Source organism: Microbacterium sp. LWH11-1.2 (assembly GCF_038397745.1).
Classification (GTDB): domain Bacteria; phylum Actinomycetota; class Actinomycetes; order Actinomycetales; family Microbacteriaceae; genus Microbacterium.
In genome coordinates this window covers 3,999,324-4,021,166 of record NZ_CP151636.1, presented here as the reverse complement: position 1 = coordinate 4,021,166, position 21,843 = coordinate 3,999,324, and the positions used below count along the sequence as shown (strand labels likewise).

At 69.1% G+C, this 21,843-nt stretch carries 20 protein-coding genes; 15 read left to right on the top strand and 5 right to left on the bottom strand.

From position 1 onward, the window contains the following. Positions 1-21: 21 nt before the first annotated feature. Positions 22-645: a glyoxalase gene (locus tag MRBLWH11_RS19610; RefSeq protein ID WP_341946060.1), complete on the bottom strand. Its 624-nt coding sequence runs from the start codon at positions 643-645 to the stop codon at positions 22-24. 78 nt (positions 646-723) lie between these two features. Further along, a complete protein-coding gene (locus MRBLWH11_RS19605) occupies positions 724-1,527 on the bottom strand; it encodes a DeoR/GlpR family DNA-binding transcription regulator (protein ID WP_116634590.1) in 804 nt (267 codons plus the stop codon). A gap of 231 nt (positions 1,528-1,758) precedes the next feature. Between MRBLWH11_RS19605 and MRBLWH11_RS19600 the strand changes: the two genes are divergently transcribed. The 11 genes from MRBLWH11_RS19600 to MRBLWH11_RS19550 all read left to right on the top strand — a co-directional run bounded on the left by MRBLWH11_RS19600 (position 1,759) and on the right by MRBLWH11_RS19550 (position 13,521). Next, positions 1,759-3,057, top strand: a complete 1,299-nt coding sequence (locus MRBLWH11_RS19600; RefSeq protein WP_116634591.1) for a sugar ABC transporter substrate-binding protein — start codon at positions 1,759-1,761, stop codon at positions 3,055-3,057. An 86-nt stretch (positions 3,058-3,143) separates the two neighbouring features. After that, on the top strand, positions 3,144-4,067 hold the full coding sequence (locus MRBLWH11_RS19595; RefSeq protein WP_116634592.1) for a sugar ABC transporter permease: 924 nt from the start codon (positions 3,144-3,146) through the stop codon (positions 4,065-4,067). Positions 4,068-4,069: 2 nt separating this feature from the next. Next, positions 4,070-4,915: a carbohydrate ABC transporter permease gene (locus MRBLWH11_RS19590; protein WP_341946057.1), complete on the top strand. Its 846-nt coding sequence runs from the start codon at positions 4,070-4,072 to the stop codon at positions 4,913-4,915. Positions 4,916-4,961: 46 nt separating this feature from the next. Continuing rightward, entirely contained in the window at positions 4,962-5,825 is an 864-nt protein-coding gene (locus MRBLWH11_RS19585) for a ketose-bisphosphate aldolase (protein WP_116634594.1), read from the top strand. 43 nt (positions 5,826-5,868) lie between these two features. Next, positions 5,869-7,065, top strand: coding sequence for an ADP-dependent glucokinase/phosphofructokinase (locus MRBLWH11_RS19580; RefSeq protein ID WP_341946056.1), 1,197 nt, complete (start codon positions 5,869-5,871; stop codon positions 7,063-7,065). Next, positions 7,062-8,039, top strand: coding sequence for a class I mannose-6-phosphate isomerase (locus MRBLWH11_RS19575; RefSeq protein WP_341946055.1), 978 nt, complete (start codon positions 7,062-7,064; stop codon positions 8,037-8,039). The genes MRBLWH11_RS19580 and MRBLWH11_RS19575 overlap by 4 nt, the downstream gene beginning before the upstream one ends. Positions 8,040-8,195: 156 nt before the next feature. Beyond that, positions 8,196-8,687 carry a DUF3817 domain-containing protein gene (locus MRBLWH11_RS19570; protein WP_116634596.1) on the top strand — a complete coding sequence of 164 codons (492 nt, stop codon included), beginning with the start codon at positions 8,196-8,198 and terminating at the stop codon, positions 8,685-8,687. Further along, complete coding sequence (gene guaA, locus MRBLWH11_RS19565; RefSeq protein WP_116634597.1) at positions 8,684-10,270, top strand: glutamine-hydrolyzing GMP synthase; 1,587 nt, start codon at positions 8,684-8,686, stop codon at positions 10,268-10,270. Before MRBLWH11_RS19570 ends, guaA begins: the two co-directional genes overlap by 4 nt. A gap of 8 nt (positions 10,271-10,278) precedes the next feature. Beyond that, positions 10,279-11,667 carry a glycosyltransferase gene (locus tag MRBLWH11_RS19560; RefSeq protein WP_341946054.1) on the top strand — a complete coding sequence of 463 codons (1,389 nt, stop codon included), beginning with the start codon at positions 10,279-10,281 and terminating at the stop codon, positions 11,665-11,667. Positions 11,668-11,800: 133 nt separating this feature from the next. Further along, a complete protein-coding gene (locus tag MRBLWH11_RS19555) occupies positions 11,801-12,226 on the top strand; it encodes a YciI family protein (protein ID WP_116634781.1) in 426 nt (141 codons plus the stop codon). Next, the gene (locus tag MRBLWH11_RS19550) at positions 12,226-13,521 is read left to right on the top strand and encodes an RNA polymerase sigma factor (protein WP_116634599.1); all 1,296 of its coding nucleotides are present in this window, start codon (positions 12,226-12,228) and stop codon (positions 13,519-13,521) included. Before MRBLWH11_RS19555 ends, MRBLWH11_RS19550 begins: the two co-directional genes overlap by 1 nt. Before the next feature lie 71 nt (positions 13,522-13,592). On the opposite strand, the gene MRBLWH11_RS19545 is transcribed toward MRBLWH11_RS19550, so the two are convergent. Further along, on the bottom strand, positions 13,593-13,865 hold the full coding sequence (locus MRBLWH11_RS19545) for a GlsB/YeaQ/YmgE family stress response membrane protein (RefSeq protein ID WP_116634600.1): 273 nt from the start codon (positions 13,863-13,865) through the stop codon (positions 13,593-13,595). 175 nt (positions 13,866-14,040) lie between these two features. Further along, positions 14,041-14,949, bottom strand: a complete 909-nt coding sequence (locus MRBLWH11_RS19540) for a Bax inhibitor-1/YccA family protein (RefSeq protein ID WP_116634601.1) — start codon at positions 14,947-14,949, stop codon at positions 14,041-14,043. 90 nt (positions 14,950-15,039) lie between these two features. Here MRBLWH11_RS19540 and MRBLWH11_RS19535 point away from each other — a divergent pair, with 90 nt between their 5' ends. Beyond that, a complete protein-coding gene (locus MRBLWH11_RS19535; protein ID WP_341946052.1) occupies positions 15,040-16,026 on the top strand; it encodes a glycerophosphodiester phosphodiesterase family protein in 987 nt (328 codons plus the stop codon). Between the two features lie 10 nt (positions 16,027-16,036). Here the strand turns inward: MRBLWH11_RS19535 and MRBLWH11_RS19530 are convergent, their stop codons facing one another. Then, a complete protein-coding gene (locus MRBLWH11_RS19530) occupies positions 16,037-16,441 on the bottom strand; it encodes a YccF domain-containing protein (protein ID WP_116634602.1) in 405 nt (134 codons plus the stop codon). A gap of 89 nt (positions 16,442-16,530) precedes the next feature. Here MRBLWH11_RS19530 and MRBLWH11_RS19525 point away from each other — a divergent pair, with 89 nt between their 5' ends. The 3 genes from MRBLWH11_RS19525 to MRBLWH11_RS19515 all read left to right on the top strand — a co-directional run bounded on the left by MRBLWH11_RS19525 (position 16,531) and on the right by MRBLWH11_RS19515 (position 21,737). Continuing rightward, positions 16,531-17,475, top strand: a complete 945-nt coding sequence (locus tag MRBLWH11_RS19525) for an ABC transporter ATP-binding protein (RefSeq protein WP_341946050.1) — start codon at positions 16,531-16,533, stop codon at positions 17,473-17,475. Beyond that, positions 17,472-18,494, top strand: a complete 1,023-nt coding sequence (locus MRBLWH11_RS19520; protein WP_341946048.1) for an ABC transporter permease — start codon at positions 17,472-17,474, stop codon at positions 18,492-18,494. Before MRBLWH11_RS19525 ends, MRBLWH11_RS19520 begins: the two co-directional genes overlap by 4 nt. A gap of 135 nt (positions 18,495-18,629) precedes the next feature. Next, the gene (locus MRBLWH11_RS19515; protein WP_341946047.1) at positions 18,630-21,737 is read left to right on the top strand and encodes a lamin tail domain-containing protein; all 3,108 of its coding nucleotides are present in this window, start codon (positions 18,630-18,632) and stop codon (positions 21,735-21,737) included. The last annotated feature ends 106 nt before the right edge of the window (positions 21,738-21,843 follow it).

The following is a 21,843-nucleotide window of genomic DNA, read 5'->3' as shown; positions in this document are numbered from 1 at the left end:
GATCCCGACGGCCTCCGTCGTTCAGGAGTACACCTCCACCGGGGCCCAGGCGAAGCCGTCGGGATCGACCGCGGTCCCGAGTGCGCCGTTGACGGTGAGCCGGTGCGATCCGGAGCCGGCAGCGGGCACGCCCGCATCCTTCGCGAGCGAGGCGTGGCGGTAGAGCCCGAGTCCGATCGGGCTCGTCCCGGTGTCGAACTGCACGTAGCTGCGGCCATAGCTCTTCGCGACGGGGATGCCACGCTCCGTGTAGAATGTCCGCGTGGCGACGACATCCTCGGCGCCGAGGAGCAGGATGATCTCGTCGACGGAGCGGCTCGGGGGAGCGGTGTCCTTCTTCGACGAAGTGGCGATCTTCCACATCGCCCCGTCCGGCGCCTGCACGGTGCCGCCCACGCCCCAGAGCGACTTCGCGACGGGCTTGACCACGCTGGCTCCCGCGGCGACGGCGGCGTCGACGAGGGCGTGCACGTTCCCCGGCTGCGAGACCACCAGCGAGAGGGTGTATCCGCGGAACCCGGATGTCTCGGCATCCGAGGTGCGGAATCGCAGACGATCGCCGAGGTCGAACGTGTCTGCGTAGAAGGACTGTGCGGCCTCGAGGTCGGCGACGTCGAGGGTGACGGAATCGATGATCGTGTTCATGTCATCGACGCTACGGAGCAGCAGCGGGCGGCGCTTCTCGAATCCTGACCGATCCGCGTCTGCCCGGGCGTCGTCGACTCAGGGAGTGAGCACCTGCACGTCGGCCTGCGCGAGGGCGGCGGCGATGCGCGCCGGCGGCGGCGCGTCGGTGATCAGGTAGTCGGCGCGGTCGAGCAGCGCGATCTGCGCGAAGAAGCGGCGACCCAGCTTCGTGGAGTCGGCGAGGATCGCGGTCCGCTCCGCGCGCTGGATCATCTCGGACATCATCGCCGCATCGCCGAGGTTCGAGGTCGAGTATCCGGCCTCATCGATCGCGCCGACCGCGATGAGTGCCAGGTCGCAGCGGATGTCGACCTCCGGTCCGCCCGGCGTCATGGTGAACGTCACCGGTCCGGTGGTCGCCTGGGTGATCGAGCGCACGGCTCCGCCGAACACGTACAGGTCGCGGAAGGCCGACGGCGAGAGCTCGCCCGGGATGCGGAGGTTGTTCGTGGCGATCGTGAGGTCGTGATGGTTTCGCAGCGCTCGTGCGACCGCGAGGGTCGTCGTGCCGGCGTTCAGCATGATGACCGAGCCGTCCTCGACGAGCCCGGCCGCCACGCGCGCGATCCGCTCCTTCTCCTCGGTCTGCACGCGCATGCGCACGTCGAGCGCGCGGTCCTTGAGGGGGCCGCTCGCGGAGCTGACCGCCCCGCCGTGGGTGCGGACGAGCACGCCTTCGCGGTCGAGCTGGTCGAGGTCGCGGCGGATCGTGTCGATCGAGACGCCGAAGTGCTCGGCGAGATCGCTGACCGTCACCTGCCCGGTCTGCTCGACGTAGCTGGCGAGGTCGGCTTTTCTGCCCGCAGGCAGGCGGCGTCGCGCCGTTCCGGAAGCATCCATGACCTCATCTTTAGCACATTCGAGAGACCAACACCGCATAGTCATGCAAAAAGACGCACATCAGCGACACTAGCGATCGGTGCAGGAAATCCCTGTGATTCTGGGAGAGGCAGGAGGAAATGCGACAAAGTTGCCCTTGACGATCACGCAGATGTCGGCATAACATGGCTCAAAACCGCATGAAGAAGCATTGAAGCGCGTCATGCGGCACGATCTCGAAGAGGAGAAGTGATGAGCACAGTGGGACGAGGGCGCGGACGAACCCGAATGATCGTCGGCGCCGCGACCGCGACGGTTGCCCTTCTGGCGGTGGCGGGCTGCACGCCCAGCACCTCAGGCGACGGGGGCGGCGACGGCGAGGATGTCACGATCGAGTTCGCTCAGTGGTGGGAGCCGGAGCTGCCTGACGGCGAGTTCCGCGCGCTCATCGACAAGTTCGAGGAGGCGAACCCGGGCATCACGGTCGAACTGGTCAGCGGTCCGTACGCGTCGACCAAGGAGCAGCTTTTCGCCGGAGCGGCATCCGGCACCATGCCCGACGTCGTCGGACTCGACGGCGCCTGGGTGAACGACTTCGCCTCGCAGGGTGTGATCGCCGATCTCACCGCGCTGATGAAGGAGAACGACTACGACGACAGTCAGCTGGCCAGCCAGATCCAGGTCGACGGCAGCACCTACATGATCCCGGTCGTGAACTTCGTCTATCCGATGTTCACGAACGACGACCTGCTGGCGCAGGCCGGCGTCACCGCGCCGCCGACGAACCGCACGGAGTTCGCGGATGCCGCAGCCAAGGTCACAGCCCTCGGCGGAGACGTCTCCGGCTGGGTGCTCCCGCTGTCGCTCGAGACACCGAACGGCGTGCAGAACGACGTGATGTCGTGGGTCTGGGCGTCGGGCGGCTCGATGCTGAAGGACGGGCAGCCCGACCTGACCAACGGCGACGTCACCTCGGCTGTCGAGTACATCGGCGGCCTGTGGGACGACGGCGTCATCGCCTCCGGATCGTTCACGATGAAGGAGCAGGACAAGGTCGAGGAGTTCACCAACGGCCGTGCCGGCATGATGATCGACTCGCTCGCGCACATCAACCTGATCCGAGAGACGAACCCCGACCTGAAGTTCTCCATCTCCGCGCTCCCCGCGGAGGACGGCTACGACGGAGAACGCGGAATCCCGTACGCATCCTGGGGCATCGGCGTCGCCGAGAACTCGGAGCACAAGGACGCCGCCTTCAAGCTCGTCTCCTTCCTGATGAGCGAGGAGACCAACTCGGAGCTCTCGACCATGGCCAACGCGTTCCCGGGCAACTCGGAATCGGTCCCGGCCTTCGTCGAGGACGACGAGCTGTTCAAGAAGGCGTTCGAGATCTACCAGGCGGGTTACCCGGCGAACGAGTTCACGGGTCTTCCCGTCGCGGAAGAGCTCATGCGTCAGCTCGGCGAGCAGCTGCAGTCGGCGTTCGACGGTCAGCAGTCGATCGACGATGCGCTCAAGAAGGCACAGGAGGCCTGGAAAGCGGAGTTCTGATCTCCCGCCTCCCGCCTCCCGCATGAACGGGGTGCCGCATCGCCACTGCGGTGCGGCACCCGACCAACCAAGGAGCACCGGTTCCCATGAGCCTGAGAACGACCGACGACACCGAGGTGATCGTCACGGGAGTGCCGCTGTCGCGCCGGCGACGTCAGCTGCGCAAGACCACGGAGTCCTACGCCTTCCTGTCGCCCACGATCATCCTGCTGCTCGTGCTGATGATCGTGCCGATCATCATGGTGATCGGCTACTCGTTCCAGGACAACGTCATCCTGAACAAGTCGCCCGAGTTCGTCGGCATCGCGAACTTCGTCGAGATCCTCGGCGATCCCGGATTCTGGAAGGCGACCGGCAACACCCTCGTCTTCACGATCGGCAGTGTGATCGCCCACCTCATCCTGGGCCTCGGCTTCGCGATGATGCTGAACAGCACGCTGCTCCACCATGCGGCCCGCGCGATCTTCCGGGCCCTCTACGTCCTTCCGTGGCTCTTCACGGTCGCGGTGATCGCCGTGCTCTGGCGCATGCTGCTCGCTCCGAACGGTGTGATCAACTTCCTGCTGAACACAGACATCGAATGGCTCGCCTCGCCGCAGCTCGCGCTCGGCACCATCACGTTCATCAACATCTGGGCGGGGTACCCGTTCTTCATGGTGAGCCTGCTCGCCGGGCTCCAGGGCATCCCCGGTGAGCTGAACGAAGCGGCGACCGTCGACGGCGCGAGCGCCATCCAGCGGTTCTGGAATGTCACGATCCCGCAGCTGCGGCCGATCATCGTCAGCCTCGTGCTGCTCGACCTGATCTGGACCTCTCAGCAGTTCGCCCTCATCTGGATGACGACGGGCGGTGGTCCGATCGACGTGACCGAGGTGCTCAGCACCTTCACGTACAAGCTGGCGTTCGCCAAGTACGACTTCTCGCTCGCCGCGACCTCCGCCGTCCTCGTGCTGCTGATGTCGATGGTGCTCGCCGTGTTCTACGTCCGTCACCAGAAAGCGAGGGACTGACCATGGCTCTCACCGTCAAGGGCAAGCGCCGGGTCGCCACCGCGGGTGTGTCCATCGGCCTGATCATCGGCGCGGTCTTCGCCGCCGGACCCGTGCTCTGGATGCTGTCGAGCTCGTTCAAGTCCAACACCCAGATCTTCGAGCTGCCCCCGCGGCTGATCACCGACACGTTCTCGTTCGACGCCTACATCGCGATCTTCACGAACCCCGAGACCATGCGGTTCTTCCTGAACAGCTACATCGTGGCCGGTGCGGTGACCGTGCTCACCCTGATCGTCGCGATCCAGGCGGCCTACGCGTTCAGCCGGTTCGACTTCCGCGGCAAGCGCATCCTGAACGTGGTGATCGTGAGCGTGCAGGCGGTGCCGCCCATCACGCTGCTCATCCCGTACTTCGGCCTCATGGTGGCGCTGGGCCTCTACAACTCGTATGCGGGCCTGATCCTCACGTACATGGTGTTCACCCTGCCGTACGCGATCATCATGATGACCGGCTACTTCAACACCCTGCCGCGCGAGCTCGACGAGGCCGTGCGCGTGGACGGCGCCGGCTCCATGACGGCGCTCTGGCGGATCCTCGTCCCGATCTCCGTCCCCGGCATCGTCTCGGTCGGCATCTACACCTTCATGATCGCGTGGAACGAGTACCTGTTCGCGTTGACCCTGACGCGCACGATCGACATGCGCACCGTCCCCATCGGCATCCAGCTCCTCATGGGACAGCACTCCTACGAGTGGAACCAGATCATGGCGATGAGCGTGCTCGGCTCGATCCCCGTGCTGCTGCTCTTCCTCTTCTTCCAGCGCTACTTCATCAGCGGGCTGACCGCCGGCTCTGTGAAGAGCTGACCTCCGTCCGACCGGACCAACGACCACCACGAAACAGGAGAAACACGTGCTCTACACCGGCAAATCCATCCTCGACGTCGCCAATGCGAACAACTTCGCGATCCCGGCGTTCAACATCAGCGACTGGGCGATGTTCACCGGCATCATCGACATCAGCGAGGAACTGAACGCCCCGGTCATCATCGCGATCCACCCCGACGAGGTCTCGCACATCACGACCGATCTGATCACCGCGATGCGCTCGCGTGCCCATCGGGCGAGCGTCCCGGTCGCGATCCACTGGGACCACGGCGGCACGTACGAGCAGATGATCACGGCGTTCCAGGCCGGCTTCACCTCGGTCATGATCGACGCCTCGCTGCTGCCGTTCGAGGAGAACGTCGCGCTGACCCGCAAGGTCGTCGAGGCCGCGCACGCCGTCGGCGTGCAGGTCGAGGGCGAGCTCGGCACGATCGGCGCGAACGACAGCTACGGCGAGTCGGGTGCGGCGGAGATCATCTACACCAACCCCGACGACGCGGTGCGCTTCGTGCAGGAGACCGGGGTCGACAGCCTGGCCATCGCGATCGGCACCTCGCACGGGCTCTACCCGGCCGAGAAGAACCCCGAGCTGCGTCACGATCTGCTCGAGCAGATCAAGGCCGCCGTCGGCATCCCGCTCGTCCTGCACGGCGGATCGTCGAACCCCGACTCCGAGCTGCGCCGCGCCGTCGAACTCGGCGTCAACAAGATCAACATCTCCAGCGACATCAAGGTCGCGTACCACAACCGCATGCGCGAGATCCTCGGCACCGACGAGCGTCTGCGTGAGCCGAACGCGATCCAGCCCGAGCCGATCGCCGCCATGAAGGCCACGGCGGCTGAGAAGATCAAGCTGTTCGGTGCCGACGGCAAGGCCGGCCTGTACTGACGCACGAATCGACGGGGAGGGCGCTCGACGGATGATCGGCGATGTGGGCAGGCAGCTGGTGCTCGGGCTCGGCGGCACGGTCGACTACGAGCTGCGGTGGGACTCCGCGGTGCTCGAACGGCTCGCCGGCGCGCATGGGGTGGGCGTCGGCGACCTCACCACGACGGGGCCGATCGTCGACGAGCGCTCACTCCTGGTCGCCGTGCTCGCCTTCGCCGCAGAGGGGATCGGGGCGGAGCGCTTCGTCGCCTCCTCCGAGGTCGTCGAGCGCTTCGCCGCGCACTTCGTCTACGACGTGACCCTCGGCGGCACGGGAGTCCGCGCCGGTCTCGTGCTCGACGGTCTCGGCATCCCGAGCGTGCAGCATCTGGTGAGCATCGACGACAACGTGCGTCGCCTTCTTCCCGACAGGATCACGATCCTGTCGTCCGCTGACGGGGACACGCTGGATCCGCACCTGATCGTGCAGTATCCGGCGGGGGCGCGTGTGCGCCTGACCGACGGCGAGGTGGTCTCATCCGGGGCCAATCGGCTCATCTTCGCCAACGATCCGCCGAATCGGACGATGGCGATCGCCGCAGGCCTCTCCGAGGCGCTCGCGGAGGCTTCCGCGTTCCTCATCTCGGGGTTCAACACGATGCAGGACCACGACCTGCTGGTGCGGAGACTCAGCGAGCTCCTCACCGCGATGGCGCGCCTGGCGGCGGGGGCTCTGGTGTACTACGAGGACGCCGGCTTCTACACCCGCGCGTTCGCCGAGACGGTGCGCGCGCGGCTGCTGCCGCACATCCACGTGTACGGCATGAACGAGGACGAGCTGCAGGAGTACCTCGGCCGGGCTGTCGATCTGCTCGATCCGGCGCAGGTCGCCGCGGCGCTGGGGGAGATCCACCGGCTGATCCCCGTGCCCGCCCTCGTGGTGCACACGCGCTACTGGGCGCTCGCGGTCGGACCCGACGCGTCGCGGCATCGTGCGGCGTTGGAGAGCGCGGTGCGGGTGGCCGCGACCCGCTATCGTCTCGGAGACGGGTTCACCGCCGCCGACGCGGACGAGACGGCCGCCATGAAGCGGCACGACGGGGGAGTCTCGCTCGTCCGTGCGATCGAAGAAACCACCCCGGATGCCGTCGGCGTCGCCGCGTTCGCCCTCGATGTCGCATCGCCCACCACCATCGGCCTCGGTGACACCTTCGTCGGCGGATTCCTCGCGGCCCACGCCCGGAACGGAGAACAGCAGTGAAACCGATCAACCTTCCCTCGAATCGCCCGCCGGAACGCTTCTACCGCGGCGGCGCCCGGATCTCCGCGTTCCGAGGGGAAGCGGCGGCGGCTCCCCGTGAGCCGGAGGACTGGGTCGGGTCCACGACGACGATCCGTGGCGAGGAGGCTCTCGGCCTGACCAGCCTCCCGGACGGGCGGCTCCTCCGCGACGCGATCGAGGTCGATCCCGTCGCCTGGCTCGGCGAGCGTCACGCGCGGCGCTGGGGTTCCGACGCCCGCCTGCTGGTCAAGCTCCTCGACGCCGGTCAGCGCCTGCCCGTGCATGCCCACCCGCACGACGACTTCGCCGCCTCGCACCTCGGCCGCGCGCATGGCAAGGCCGAGGCGTGGTACATCCTCGAGGGCGGCACGGTCCACGTCGGGCTGCGCGAGGATGTGGCGGTCGAGGCCCTCGCCGATCTCGTCGCGCGCCAGGACGTCGGTACGCTCCTCGGCCTTCTGCACGCCGTCGAGGTGCAGCCGGGCGACGTCGTCTGGGTCCCGCCGGGAGAGCTGCACGCGATCGGCGCCGGCGTGCTCCTCGTCGAGCTGCAGCAGCCCGAGGATCTGTCGATCCTGCTCGAGTGGGAGGGGTTCGAGATCGACGGCCCTCAGCACGGGCACCTGGGCCTCGGCTTCGACCTCGCGCTCGCCGCCGTGACCAGGACGGCGCGGAGTCTCGCCGAGATGGGAGCGCTCGTGCATGCGGCGCCGCCGTCGGGCTCGGTGTTCCCCCGCGATGCCGACGGGTACTTCCGCCTGGAGCGGATGCCGGTCCACGGCGCTGCCGTCGTCGAGCCGGGCTTCGCGATCGTCGTCGTGGTCAGCGGAACGGTCGATCTCGCCGGGCAGCACCTCGCCGCCGGCGCGACGGTGCTCGTCCCCGCAGCCGCGGGCCGTCTCGAGGTCAGCGGAGACGGCGAGCTGCTGGTCGCTCGTCCGCCGGCGCCCTGAGCGGCATCCCGTGCACAACCGCGGAGATGGGGCCCGACACGCCGCGGGAACGGACCGGACGCCCGGGGATTCGCCTTCGATCTCCGAAGTCGTGCACGCGCGGAGGCGGTGCCGACACCTGAATCGGACTGTTCGCGCGCCGTCTAGACTGGACTCATGCCCGAACCGAAAGTCGCCAGCTTTCCGGCGATCCGCGGTGCGCTGAAGTTCTACCAGATCGCGTCGATCATCACCGGAGTCATGCTGCTCCTGCTGGTCGCCGAGATGGTGCTGAAGTACACGCCGATCCACCTCGAACTCTTCGCCGGGGGCTCGGGCGGACCGCTCTGGTTCGCTCCGGTCGTCGAGGGCCCGGAGGGCCTCGAATCCACGGGCGACGGATTCAACCTGTCGCTGTTCATCCTCGTGGCGCACGGCTGGTTCTACGTCGTCTACCTGTTCGCGTGCTTCCGCATGTGGAGCCTGATGCGCTGGCCGTTCCTGCGCTTCATCCTGCTCGCGCTCGGCGGTGTGATCCCGCTGCTCTCGTTCATCATGGAGACGATCGTCGCCCGCGACGTGAAGACCTATCTCGCCACCAGGGAGGCCGCAGACGCTTCGACAAGCTCGGCGACCCACCCGAACAATGCCCCGGAAGGTGTCCGTTGACCGAGCATTCCGAGACCGAGCAGCGCCCTGCTCTCGTCGTCGACTTCGGCGCGCAGTACGCGCAGCTGATCGCCCGCCGTGTGCGTGAGGCGGGTGTGTACAGCGAGATCGTGCCGCACACCGCCACCGCCGAGGAGATCGCGGCGAAGAACCCGGTGGCGATCATCCTCTCCGGCGGGCCCTCGTCCGTCTACGAGGAGGGCGCTCCGCGCCTCGACCCGGCCGTGTTCGACCTCGGCGTCCCGACGCTGGGCATCTGCTACGGCTTCCAGTACATGGCGCAGACCCTCGGCGGCGAGGTCGCCCACACGGGCTTGCGCGAATACGGCGCGACGGATGCCGTCATCTCGGGTGACGGCGGAACCCTGCTCGGCGGCCAGCCGGCGGAGCAGAACGTGTGGATGAGCCACGGCGACCAGGTCGCCAAGGCTCCCGAGGGCTTCGAGGTCCTCGCGACCACCGACGCCACCAAGGTCGCGGCGTTCGCGAACGAGGAGCGCGGCTTCTACGGCGTGCAGTGGCATCCCGAGGTCAAGCACTCGGACCACGGCCAGCGCGTGCTGGAGAACTTCCTGCACAAGGGCGCCGGTCTCGCCTCCGACTGGAACAGCGGCAATGTGATCGCCGAGCAGATCGAGCGCATCCGCGAGCAGGTCGGCGACGCCCGCGTCATCTCGGCCCTCTCCGGCGGCGTCGACTCCGCGGTGTCGACGGCTCTCGTGCACAAGGCGATCGGCGACCAGCTGACCGCCGTGTTCGTCGACCATGGGCTCCTCCGCAAGGGCGAGCGCGAGCAGGTCGAGAAGGACTACGTCGAATCCACCGGCGTCCGACTCATCACGGTCGATGCCGCCGACACCTTCCTCGGTCACCTCAAGGGGGTCACCGACCCCGAGGAGAAGCGCAAGATCATCGGCCGCGAGTTCATCCGCGCGTTCGAGAAGGTGCAGCTCGACCTCGTCGCCGAGGCGAAGGCCTCGGGCGGCGCTCCCGTGAAGTTCCTCGTGCAGGGGACGCTGTACCCCGACGTCGTCGAGTCCGGCGGCGGAGCGGGCACCGCGAACATCAAGTCGCACCACAACGTGGGCGGACTTCCCGACGACCTCGACTTCGAGCTCATCGAGCCGCTGCGCGCGCTGTTCAAGGACGAGGTCCGCGCGATCGGCCGTGAGCTCGGCATCCCCGAGGCGATCGTCGGCCGCCAGCCGTTCCCCGGCCCCGGTCTCGGCATCCGCATCATCGGCGAGGTCACTGCCGATCGTCTCGAGATCCTGCGCGAGGCCGATGCCATCGCCCGCGAGGAGCTCACCAAGGCGGGCCTCGACCAGGAGATCTGGCAGTGCCCCGTCGTGCTCCTCGCCGACGTGCGCTCGGTCGGCGTGCAGGGCGACGGCCGCACCTACGGTCACCCGATCGTGCTGCGTCCGGTCTCCAGCGAAGACGCCATGACGGCCGACTGGACGCGCCTGCCGTACGACGTGCTGTCGAAGATCTCGAACCGCATCACGAACGGCGTCCGCGACGTGAACCGCGTCGTGCTCGACGTGACGTCGAAGCCGCCGGGAACGATCGAGTGGGAGTAGGGGACGCCGTGTCCCCGGATACGGCGGCCGGGGAGCTCCCCGACGCCGAGTACCTGGTGCTGTCCAGCCGTCTGATCCCGGGCCGGGACGGCGGATACACGATCGCCTCGCTCGCCCGCGCCCGGCAGCTGGCCCGTGCCGGCGTCGCCGACGGCTGTGGGCCGCAGCTGCTCACCTTCGATCCCGGTACGGCGGCCGCGCACGCGGAGCACCGGGCGTTCTTCGCCGAGCACGGCGAGCTGACCGACCTGTCGCGGATGCGCAATCTCTTCGACGAGGCGGCCGCGCCCGGCGGGGGAGCGGCGGCCTGGCTCCTCGCGGCGGCGGATGCTGCGGCGGCACCCGAGCCCGGCATCGAGTACCGGGTGCTCGACGACGCCGACGGCCGCCCGTTCGCGGCGCTGCCGGTCATCCCCGGGAATCCCGACTGGCATCTCACCGAGCAGCCCGTGCTGATCCACGATGCATCGGGGGAGGTCGTGGGCGGTGTCCGCGGGTTCCGCGGGCTGTACTGTGCGTGGCTCGACCACGTCACGGCGTCCTTCGGCGACCGCCGCATCGTCGTGATCTGCGAGTCCCGACAGCTCGGCGAGCTCGTCGCGGACTGGTCGGATCCCCGTGTGCGCATCATCCACCCGATCCACACCATCCACCTCGAGGCGCCGTACACGCCGGATGCGCCGATGAGCGTGTTCTGGAAGCGCTGGCTCGCGCTGGCCGACCGGTTCGACGCGGTCGTGTGGCCGACCGAGACGCAGCGCGACGACGTGGTGGCCCGGTTCGGCGACGCGGCGCGGCACGTCGTCGTCCCCAACCCCATCACACCGGTCGAGCGGCGGGATGACCTGCGCGAAGACGGCCTGGTCGTCGTGCTCGGGCGGCTCGCTCCCGCCAAGCGCGTCGATCAGGCGATCCGCGCATTCCTCGCCGCCGATGTTCCGGGCGCCCGGCTGGAGATCTGGGGCGAGGGAGCCGAGCACGAGAAGATCCAGACCCTGCTCGACGAGCTCGATGCGGGGGAGCGGATCCTGCTCGCGGGCTACACCGACGACCCGGGGCGGGTGCTCGATCGTGCGTCCGTCGTCGTGACGTCCACGGCGTTCGAAGGCCAGCCGCTCGGAGTGGTCGAGGCGCTGCTGCATGGTGCGCCCGTCATCGCCTACGACGTGCGCTACGGCATCCGTGACGTGCTGCAGCAGGGCGGGGGAGTCCTGGTCCCCGGCGGCGACGTCGAGGCCCTGGGCGACGCCCTGCGGCGCGTGCTCACTGACGACGAGTGGCGCGCGCGGCTCAGCGCCGAGGCCCCCGCGGTCGCAGCGGCCTGGAACCCCGAGCACTCCCTCGCCGCTCTCGCCGCGGTGATCCGGGACGCGGTATCGCGTCCTTCGCGTCGCTGAGCTCCGCGCGCGACCGGAACGGCCTCGAGAGAGAATCTCGAGAAAATCTCCCGAGGATGTCGATCCGGGGCATTCCCGTTCGACGTCTGTGATGAGAGGGTCGAGAGACGGCCCCTCGAACAAGGAGAACATCATGAAGTACATGCTCATCATGCGCGCGACCGACGAAGCGGTGGAGTCCTTCAAGGAGATGCCGTTCGAAGAGGTCATCGAGGCGATGGGGAAGTACAACGAGTCCATGATCAAGGCCGGCGTGCTGGCCGCGGGTGAAGGCCTCACCGACGCCGCCGAGGGATTCGTCGTCGACTTCAGCGCCGAGACGCCCCTGATCACTGACGGCCCCTACGGCGAGACCAAGGAGCTCTTCAACGGGTTCTGGATCATCGAGGTCTCCAGTCGCGAGGAGGCTGCCGAGTGGGCGAGCCGCGCACCCCTCGGACCCGGCTCCTTCCTCGAGGTGCGCCGCGTCACCGACATGTCCGACTTCCCCGCCGACAACGAGTGGATCCAGAAGGAAGAGGGCTGGCGCGACGAGCAGGCGCAGCGCGCACAGCAGTGATGGACGACTCCCCGCGCAGCGAGACGGCGCGTTCCGCCCCCGATCAGGGGTCGACGGAGCGCGCCGTCGCCGCCGTCTGGCGCATCGAATCCGCGCGCATCGTCGGAGCCCTCACCCGCATCGTCGGCGACTTCGGCCTGGCGGAGGATCTCGCGCAGGAGGCGCTCGTCGACGCGCTGCGGCAGTGGCCCGTCGAGGGAGTTCCGCGCAACGCGGCGGCCTGGCTCACCGCGGTCGCGAAGCGCAAGGCCATCGACGGGTGGCGCCGTCGCGAGCGGCTCGACGAGCGCGTCGCGCTGCTCGCCCACGACCTGGAGCGGGAGCAGGCGGAAGCGGGGGACATGCTGTGGGATCCGGATGCCGTCGACGACGACGTCCTGCGCCTGATCTTCATCGCCTGTCACCCGGTGCTCTCGAAGGAGGCGCAGGTCGCACTCACCCTGCGCGTCGTCGCCGGTCTGTCGAGCGAGGAGATCGCCCGCGCGTTCCTCGTGCCGACGGCGACCGTGCAGCAGCGGATCGTCCGTGCGAAGAAGACGCTCGCCGCCGCGAACGCCCCGTTCGAGGTGCCGCCCCGCGAGGAGCACGCGCAGCGCCTCGGAGCCGTCCTGGGGGTGCTCTATCTGATCTTCAACGAGGCGCACGCCGCGTCGAGCGGCCCGGACCTGATGCGGCCGGAGCTCAGCGACGAGGCGATCCGGCTCGGCAGAGTGCTGGCGGCGCTGATGCCCGGCGAGCCCGACGTGCACGGCCTGCTCGCGCTCATGGAGCTGACGGCGGCACGGTTCGCCGCTCGGGTGGACGCGAACGGCGACCCCGTGCTGCTGGCCGATCAGGACCGGCGCCGCTGGGATCGCAGCCGCATCTCGCGGGGTCGTGCGGCTCTCGCTGCGGCGGATGCCGTCGGTCGCGGTCGCGGCGCCTACAGCCTGCAGGCAGCGATCGCCGAGTGCCATGCCGTCGCGGCATCCGTCGACGACACCGACTGGGACCGGATCGTGCTGCTCTACGAAGCGCTGGGACGCATCGCCCCCTCACCTGTGGTCGAGCTGAACCGTGCGGCCGCGGTGGCGATGGCCACGGGCCCGGCATCGGCGTTGCGCATCATCGACCAGCTGTCGTCGTCGGGCGTGCTGCGCGGCTACCATCTGCTGCCCGCGACGCGCGGCGAGCTGCTCCTGCGTCTCGGGCGCGAGGAGGAGGCGCGGAGCGAGTTCGCCGTGGCAGCGGGGCTGGCCGGAAATGACCGGGAGAGAGCGCTGCTGGATCGGAAGGCGCACGGACACGAAAGATGACCCGCCCCTCCGGCAGCTGATGCTGCCGGAGGGACGGGTCTCTGGGGTGCTGTGCGGGCGTCAGTATCCGCTCAGTTGCGAGCCTTGCTGCCGCGGCCGACGATCAGGCCGTAGATCAGCAGCACGACGATGGCGCCGCCGATCGCGAGGAGCCAGGTCTGCAGGCTCCAGAACTCCTCCAGGCCCACACCGAAGATGACGGATCCGAGCCAGCCGCCCAGGAAGGCGCCGACCACGCCGAGCAGGAGCGTGACGATCCAGCCGCCGCCCTGCTTGCCCGGGAGGATCAGCTTGGCGATGGCGCCGGCGATGAGGCCGAGAAGAAGGAATCCGAGGAAACTCATGGTCTGCTCCTTTGTGTTGCGAATACCCGTGGTGTCGGGTCTCGCAGATGACTATGCCGTTCGACCATCCGCGAGGACACCCCCTTGCGCGCACCTCCCCGGGTATGGCAAGAGGCCCGCCTCCCCCGGGGAGACGGGCCTCTCGACGAGGTCTCTGATCAGCTGATCATCGTGATCAGTTGCTGCGGACGATCGCGATGATGCGCAGGATCTCGACGTAGAGCCAGACGACCGTGACCATGATGCCGAAGGCGCCCATCCAGCCGAACTGGCGCGGAGCGCCGTTGCGGACGCCCTGCTGGATCTGGTCGAAGTCGAGCACCAGCGAGTACGCGGCCATGATGACGACGAGCACACCGATGATGAGTCCGAGCGGGATGCCGGCGATCGACGCGCTCAGCAGGCCGAACGCCTGTCCCTCGGGCAGCACGCCCGTCCACATCAGGACGAGGTTCAGCAGCGAGAAGACGAGGTAGCCGACCATGGCGATCATGAAGACCTTGGTGGCCTTCTTCGAGGCGCGGATCTTGCCGCTGGCGAAGAGGGCCAGCGTGACGCCGACGACGGAGACCGTCGCGAGGGTCGCCTGGAAGACGATGCCGGGGTAGATGACCTCGAAGAACGCCGAGATGCCACCCACGAAGAGGCCCTCGAAAGCCGCGTAGGCGAAGATCAGCGCGGGGCGCACCTTCTTGCGCGACGTGAAGGTGATGACCATGGCGAGCACGAAGCCGCCGAGGGCGCCGATGATCCACGGCAGCATCGAGACGCCGCCGTACGGGTTCATCTGGACCCCGCCGAGCGTCCAGACCCAGCCGACGGCCGCGGTCACGAGAAGGATGGCGAACAGGCCGGCGGTCTTCCAGACGGTGTCCTCGACGGACATCCGGTCGGTCTCGATGGCGCCGGCGGGAGGTGCCGCGTACATGCCCTCGAGCTGCGCGTTGGCCGCGGCATCCATCGTGGCGTGCTGGAAGGAGGCGTTCTGCGCACCCTGAGCGGCCTGCGGTCCGCCCGGGTAGGTCGCGACATTGCGCGGATCCTGCTGCTTGAACGCCGGGTTGTTGAAGGCGAAGTTGCTCATTGGTGGGCCTCACTCCAAAAGGGGGTCGTAGGTCGCTTTCCTCTACGATACCCGCGTGGTGGCGGGTGTGGGGTGTTCTACGCTGAGAGCGTGCCAAGGAAATCGCCCCTCGTCATCGGGCATCGCGGTGCGCCCGGCTACCGCCCGGAGCACAGCCGTTCCTCCTACGAACTCGCACTGGCGATGGGTGTCGACGCGGTGGAGCCCGACGTGGTGGCCACGAAGGACGGCGTCCTCGTCGTCCGCCACGAGAACGAGATCTCCGGCACGACCGACATCGCCCGGCATCCGGAGTTCGCCGACCGCAAGACGACCAAGCGCGTCGACGGGCAGGCGCTGACGGGCTGGTTCACCGAGGACTTCACCTGGGCGGAGCTGTCGACCCTGCGCGGGCGCGAGCGGCTGCCCGAGGTGCGCGCCTCCAGTGCGAGCTTCGACGACGCGCAGGCGATCCTCCGCCTGCGCGACGTGCTCGACATCGTGCGCGAGGGCTCGGTGGAGCACGGTCGCGAGATCGGCGTCGTGCTCGAGGTCAAGCACGCGACGTACTTCGCCAGCATCGGGCTCGATCTCGCACCGCTCATCGAGAGGGAGCTCCGCGATGCGGGCTGGGCGGACGGCGAGCTGCCGTTGATCATCGAGTGCTTCGAGTCCACCGTGCTCGGCCAGTTGCGCGCACGCGGGATCTCCGCGTCGTACGTGTATCTCATCGAGGCGGCGGGACGCCCGTACGACCTGCTCGTCGCCGAGGGCAAGCAGGCGCTCACCTACAAGGCGACGGTCACGCCGCACGGCCTCGACGAGCTGGTCGGCAAGGTCGACGGGATCAGCGTGAACAAGAAGATGCTGCTCGCCCGCGGCAGCACGATCGTGCCGGACGCGCACGCGCGCGGGCTCAAGGTCTTCACATGGACATGCCGCCCGGAGAACGCGTTCCTCGCGGCGGAGTTCCGAGGGCCCGGCGGCAAGGGAGCCTTCGGCGACTACGAGTCGGAGTGGGGCGTGATCGCCCGATCGGGCGTCGACGGCGTCTTCGTCGACCACCCCGACCTGGGCGTGAGCTTCTTCCGCAGCTGACCTCGCGGCGTCAGGATCCGAGCGTACGGTCGAACGCGCCCCTGCGGGTGGAGACGATCTCCTTGCCGAGCGGCATCAGCGAGACCGGGACCATCTTGAAGTCGGCGATGCCCATCGGGATGCCGATGATCGTGATGCACAGCGCGATACCCGAGATGATGTGCCCGATCGCGAGCCACCAGCCCGCGAGGATCACCCAGAGCACGTTGCCCAGGAACGACCCGACGCCGGCGGTCGGCTTGCTGACGACCTCGCGGCCGAACGGCCAGATCGCGTACCGCGCGATGCGGAACGAGGCGATCGCCCACGGGATCGTGATGATCGGGATGCACAGCAGGACGCCGGCCAGGATGTAGCCGAGGAACAGAGCCCATCCCGCCAGGATCACCCAGATGATGTTGAGGATCGTGCGCATGGATCGATTGTGTCACCTGCGATCCGAGCCGGCTGAGCATCCGCCCCGAGCTCCCGGGCCGCGCTGCACCCGGATGGCAGACTGACCGCATGACCGGAATCGTCGTGGAAGTCGTCAGCAGAGCATTCGGGACGGTTCAGGCCGTGCGGGCGGCCACCCTCCGCGCGGAGCCGGGGCGCGTCACCGGACTCGTGGGGCCGAACGGCGCGGGCAAGACCACGCTGCTTCTGATGCTCGCCTCCCTGCTTGCTCCCGACACCGGCCGGATCAGCATCGGCGGCGTCGACCCCTCCGTAGACCCGCTCGCCGCTCGACGGCGACTGGGGTGGATGCCGGATGCGCTCGGCGCCTGGCCGTCGCTCACCGCCCGCGAGACCATCGTCACGACGGCTCGCCTCTACGACATGCCGAAGCCCGAGGCGGCGACCCGCGCGGAGCAGCTGCTGGCGCTCGTCGGGCTCGGCGACCTCGCCGATGCACCCGCGAAGGTGCTCTCCCGCGGACAGAAGCAGAAGCTGGGCCTCGCCCGCGCCCTGGTGCACGACCCCCAGGTGCTGCTGCTCGACGAACCGGCATCCGGTCTCGATCCCGAGGCGCGTGTGCACCTGCGGGTCCTGCTGCGCCGTTTCGCGGCGGAGGGCCGCACGGTCCTGATCTCCAGCCATATCCTCTCCGAGCTGGAGGAGGTCGTCGACGATGCGGTGTTCCTCGTCGCCGGGTCGGTCGTCGACGCGGCCCCGGCCCAGGCGTCGGTGCGCGCATGGCGGGTCCGCCTCGCCGGAGCGACGCCGGAGCGGATGAACGCCGACGCCTGGCAGGTCGCCTCCCTGCTGGGCCTCGCTCCCGAGTCGCTCGGATCCGACCGCGGCGCCGTCCTGGTCGGCTTCACCGACGACGACGGCGCGGCCCAGGCGCTGCGCCGCCTCGTCGAGGCCGGGCTCCCGGTGGCGGAGTTCGCCCCCGCGCAGAGCGCGCTCGAACACACGTTCCTGAACCTCCCGCAGACCCCGGCCGGAACGGAGGCAGGCGCATGAGTCTCGCGCACATCGGCACCGTCGCCCGCCTCGAGCTGACCCAGCGCCTGCGCAGCGTCAGCTGGTACGTCCTCCTCGGGGTGTTCGCGCTCGTCCTGCTCGGCATCACCGGGCTCGCGTTCGCCGTGTACTCCTGGGGTGACGCCGTCGGAGCCGGGGTCTACTCGATCGTCGTCAACATCGTCCTGCTGCTGGTGGTGCTGGTCTCGCCGACGCTCAGCGGCAACGCGATCAACGGCGACCGCGATGCCGCGACGCTCGCCGCGGTCCAGGTCACCGCCGTCTCGACCGGCGACATCATGATCGGCAAGCTCGTCGCCGCCATCGCGACGGGCGGCGCGTTCCTCGTCGTGGCGTTGCCGTTCCTCGCGTTCTCCCTGCTCGGCGGCGGAGCGAACGCCGCCGTCCTGCTCGTCTCCCTCCTCGTCCTCGCGGTGGAGATCGTCGTGGTCGCCGCGATCGGCGTGGGACTGAGCGGACTGCTCGCGCGTCCGCTGTTCTCGGTCGCGACGACCTACCTCGTCGTGTCGGTGCTCGTGATCGGCACGCTCATCGTCTTCCTCCTCGGCGGGATGGCGGTGCGCGGCGAGGCGACCAGCTATCACCGTCCGTACGACTCTTCCGGGAACGTCGACTGCGAGCGCTGGGAGAGCAACAGCTACGAGGTGCCGCGGTTCGATCTCGTCTGGTGGGCGCTCGCCGCCAACCCGTTCGTGGTGCTCGCGGATGCGACCCCGACCGAGCTCTCCGCCGACGGCTACCCCGTCGACCTGTTCGGGCAGATCAAGTACGGGGTGCGCAGCGCGCAGCTGTCACCCCTCGAGCAGCGCTGGGACGAGTGCGATCCGAGCGGTGGCGTCACCGGTCGGACACCGCAGGAGGTCCTCGACTCGACCGTGCCGAGCTGGTTCGTCGGGCTGGGAGTGCAGCTCGTCATCGCCGGCTCCCTGTTCGCCGGGGCGTGGGCGCGCACCCGCACGCCGGCGCGACGGCTTCCGCCGGGCACCCGCATCGCCTGAGCCAGAGCCCACGCGGCACGGGAGGTGAACGGCCACCCGTCGTTCACCTCCCGTGCACGTGCGAGTCGCCGCGCGGCCACGCGGAGTCGGTGGTCTGTAGGCCTACCCGTCTGAACCCCTACCCAGGAGTCCTCCATGCCCCGCCTGCACTACGCAGCGGCGGTCACGGCCGTCTGCGCCCTCAGCGCCGCCGCCCTGCTCGCCACCCCGGTCGCCGCGGTCGGCGCCGATCCCGGCATCCGTCCCGTCGAGGAGGCTCCGGGCGTCACCGCGTCCGCGGGTCTCGTGCTCAACGAGATCATCTACGACGACGCAGCGACCGGTCTCGCCGATCAGGTCGAGCTCTACAATGCCGGCACCGAGTCGGTCGCCCTCGACGGCTGGTACATCTCCGACGAGAAGCGCGACACGTTCGGATCTGCGCCGGAAGGCACGTCGCTGGCGCCGGGGGAGTTCCTCGTTCTTCAGAAGGATGTCGACTTCGGCTTCGGGCTGGGCAAGGGCGACGAGGTCGTGCTGTTCGACCCGGCCGGTGCGGAGATCGACGCCTACGCGTACGAGAACACCGCGCCGCTGTCGGACTGGTCGCGGTGCCCTGACGGCACAGGGGAGTGGGCGCACGCGACGGCAGCGACACCCGGTGCGGCCAACGACTGCTCGGTGACCCCCGTCGACGGTGCGATCGTCATCAACGAGGTGGATTCGCAGCCGGCCGACTGGGTGGAGTTCCACAACCCCGGCGACGCGGCACTCGACATCTCGGGCTACGAGGTCCGCGACAACTCGGATGACCACCGCTGGCAGTTCCTGCCCGGCACGACGATCGAGGCGGGAGCCTTCCTCGTCGTGGAGGAGGGCACGATCGGACTCGTCGGAGGCGCGGAAGCGGCATTCCGCGATCCGATCGGCATCGGCAGCGCCGACCGCATCCGTCTCTACGACGCCGGTGGCACGATGATCGACGACACGCTGCCCTGGTCCGGACACGCGGCCATCGACGGGGACTTCGCCGCAGCGACGCTCGCACGCTGCCCCGACGGCGAGGGCGCGTTCCTGCTGGCCCACCCCACCCCGGGTGCGGCGAACTCCTGCGTGATGCCGGACGTCGTCATCAACGAGATCGAGTCGAACGGCGATGCCACCGACTGGGTCGAGATCGTCAACACCGGAGCGACGGCGGTCGACCTCTCGGGGTGGTCCGTGATGGACAACGATCCGAACGGCCATGCCGCGGAGACCACGCCGCTTCCGGCCGGCACGATCCTCGAGCCCGGCGCCTTCTTCGTGTTCGACCAGCCCGCGAACTTCGTGTTCGGGCTCGGCAACGGCGACACCGTGACGATCCGCGACGCCAACGGGAACACGGTCGACGAGCACGTCTACGCGGCGCACGCCGAGGGCGTCTGGGCGCGCTGCGCCGACGGCACGGGCGAGTTCGCCGATGTGGCCGTGTCGACCAAGGGACTCCGCAACGCCTGCGGCAACCCCGTGCGCATCAACGAGGTCGAGTCCGACGGCGGCTCCCCGGACGACTGGGTGGAGCTCGTGAACCCGACGACGGCGGCCCTCGACGTCTCGGGCGTCGTCGTGAAGGACGATGACGACGCACACGCGTATGCGATCCCCGCCGGCACCTCGATCGCGGCCGGCGGATACCTCGTCGTCGAGCGCGAGCAGCTGGGCTTCGGTCTCGGCGGCGGCGACACGGTGCGCCTGTTCGACGGAGACCTGCTGATCGACGAGACCACCTGGGGTGAGGGCCACGCGGCGACCACGTGGGGCCGCTGCCCCGACGCCACCGGGGTCTTCGCGACCACGACCGAGTCCACGAAGGGCGCGGCGAACGTCTGCGACGGCGAGGTCACGGTCTCGCCGTGGCCCGGCTCCGCCGACGTGCGCGCGCTCGACGGCGTCCCGACCTTCCTCGAGGACAGCTCGGGCCTCGACGTGCAGGAGACCGCCGACGGCTTGTTCCTCTGGGCGGTCGACAACGGCGAAGGGCGCATCTGGAAGCTCGAGGCGCATGCCGACGGCTCGGTGGAGAAGGTCGACGGCTGGGAGGACGGCAAGCGCGTCCGCTTCCAGAAGGACGCCGAGGACCCGGGAGCCGCAGGTCCTGACACCGAGGGCATCACGGTCGACGGCGCAGGCGCGGTCTACGTCGCCTCCGAACGCGACAACAGCGCCAAGGGCGTGAACCAGAACGTCGTGCTGAAGGTGGCCCCGGATGCCGCGGCGGGAGACCTCGTCGCGGAGCAGGAGTGGGATCTGACCGCGCTGCTGCCGGCCGTCGGAGCCAACCTCGGCATGGAGGCCGTCCAGTGGGTGCCTGACGCGGCGCTCGCCGGAAAGCTCTTCGACGACAACACCGGAGCCGCGTACGACCCGTCGGCATACGCCGGGCACGGAGACGGGCTGTTCTTCGTCGCCGTCGAGGACAACGGACACGTCTACGCCTTCGCGCTCGCCGCGGACGGCACGGCGACGCTGGTGTCGGAGATCGCCCCAGGCCTCCCCGGGGTCATGGCGCTCGACTACGACGGCGTGCGGAACACGCTGTGGGCGGTCTGCGACGACGGATGCCAGGGCCGCTCGGCCGAGATCACCCTGAACGGCACCGCGAAGCCGGGTGTCGCGCACTACGCGCGCCCCGCCGGGATGCCCGACATCAACAACGAGGGCTTCGCCACGGCTCCGGCCTCGCTGTCGGTCGACGGTCAGCGCCCGGTCTGGTGGTTCGCCGACGGCTTCGCGTCGGAGGCGCTGCGCGTCGGGACCCTCCCGGGTGTCGACGGCGAGAACCCCGGCGGGGAGAACCCCGGTGGCGAGACGCCGCCGCTGCCCGGCACGGATCTGGTCGACGGCAACCGCAACGGCGTGACGGTCGACCCGGCGGTCGCGACGCGAGGCCAGAAGGTCACCGTCACGGTCGGAGCGGATGCCGCCGGCGAGGACGTCGCGGTGTGGATGTACTCCGACCCGGTGCGCATCGCGACCGGATCGCTCTCGGCATCCGGCGCTCTGAACGTCACGATCCCGGCGGATGCCGCGCTCGGTGCACACCGGATCGCGGTCTACGCGGCCGACGGCACGCTGCTCGGGTGGGCGGACATCCGCATCACGGCGGCATCCGGCGGTCTGGCGGCCACGGGAGCGGAGCTGCCCATCGCAGCGATCGCGCTCGCGCTGATGCTGCTGACGGCGGGTGGCATCGCCGTCGGTCGGCGCCGACGCACCGCCTGACACCGACCCGCGACAGGAGGGGTGCGCGAGTTCGCTCGTGCACCCCTCCTGTCTCTCGACGGCCGTCGTCGCCGTGCCGCGGTGTCGGTGCCGCGGCCTAGACTCA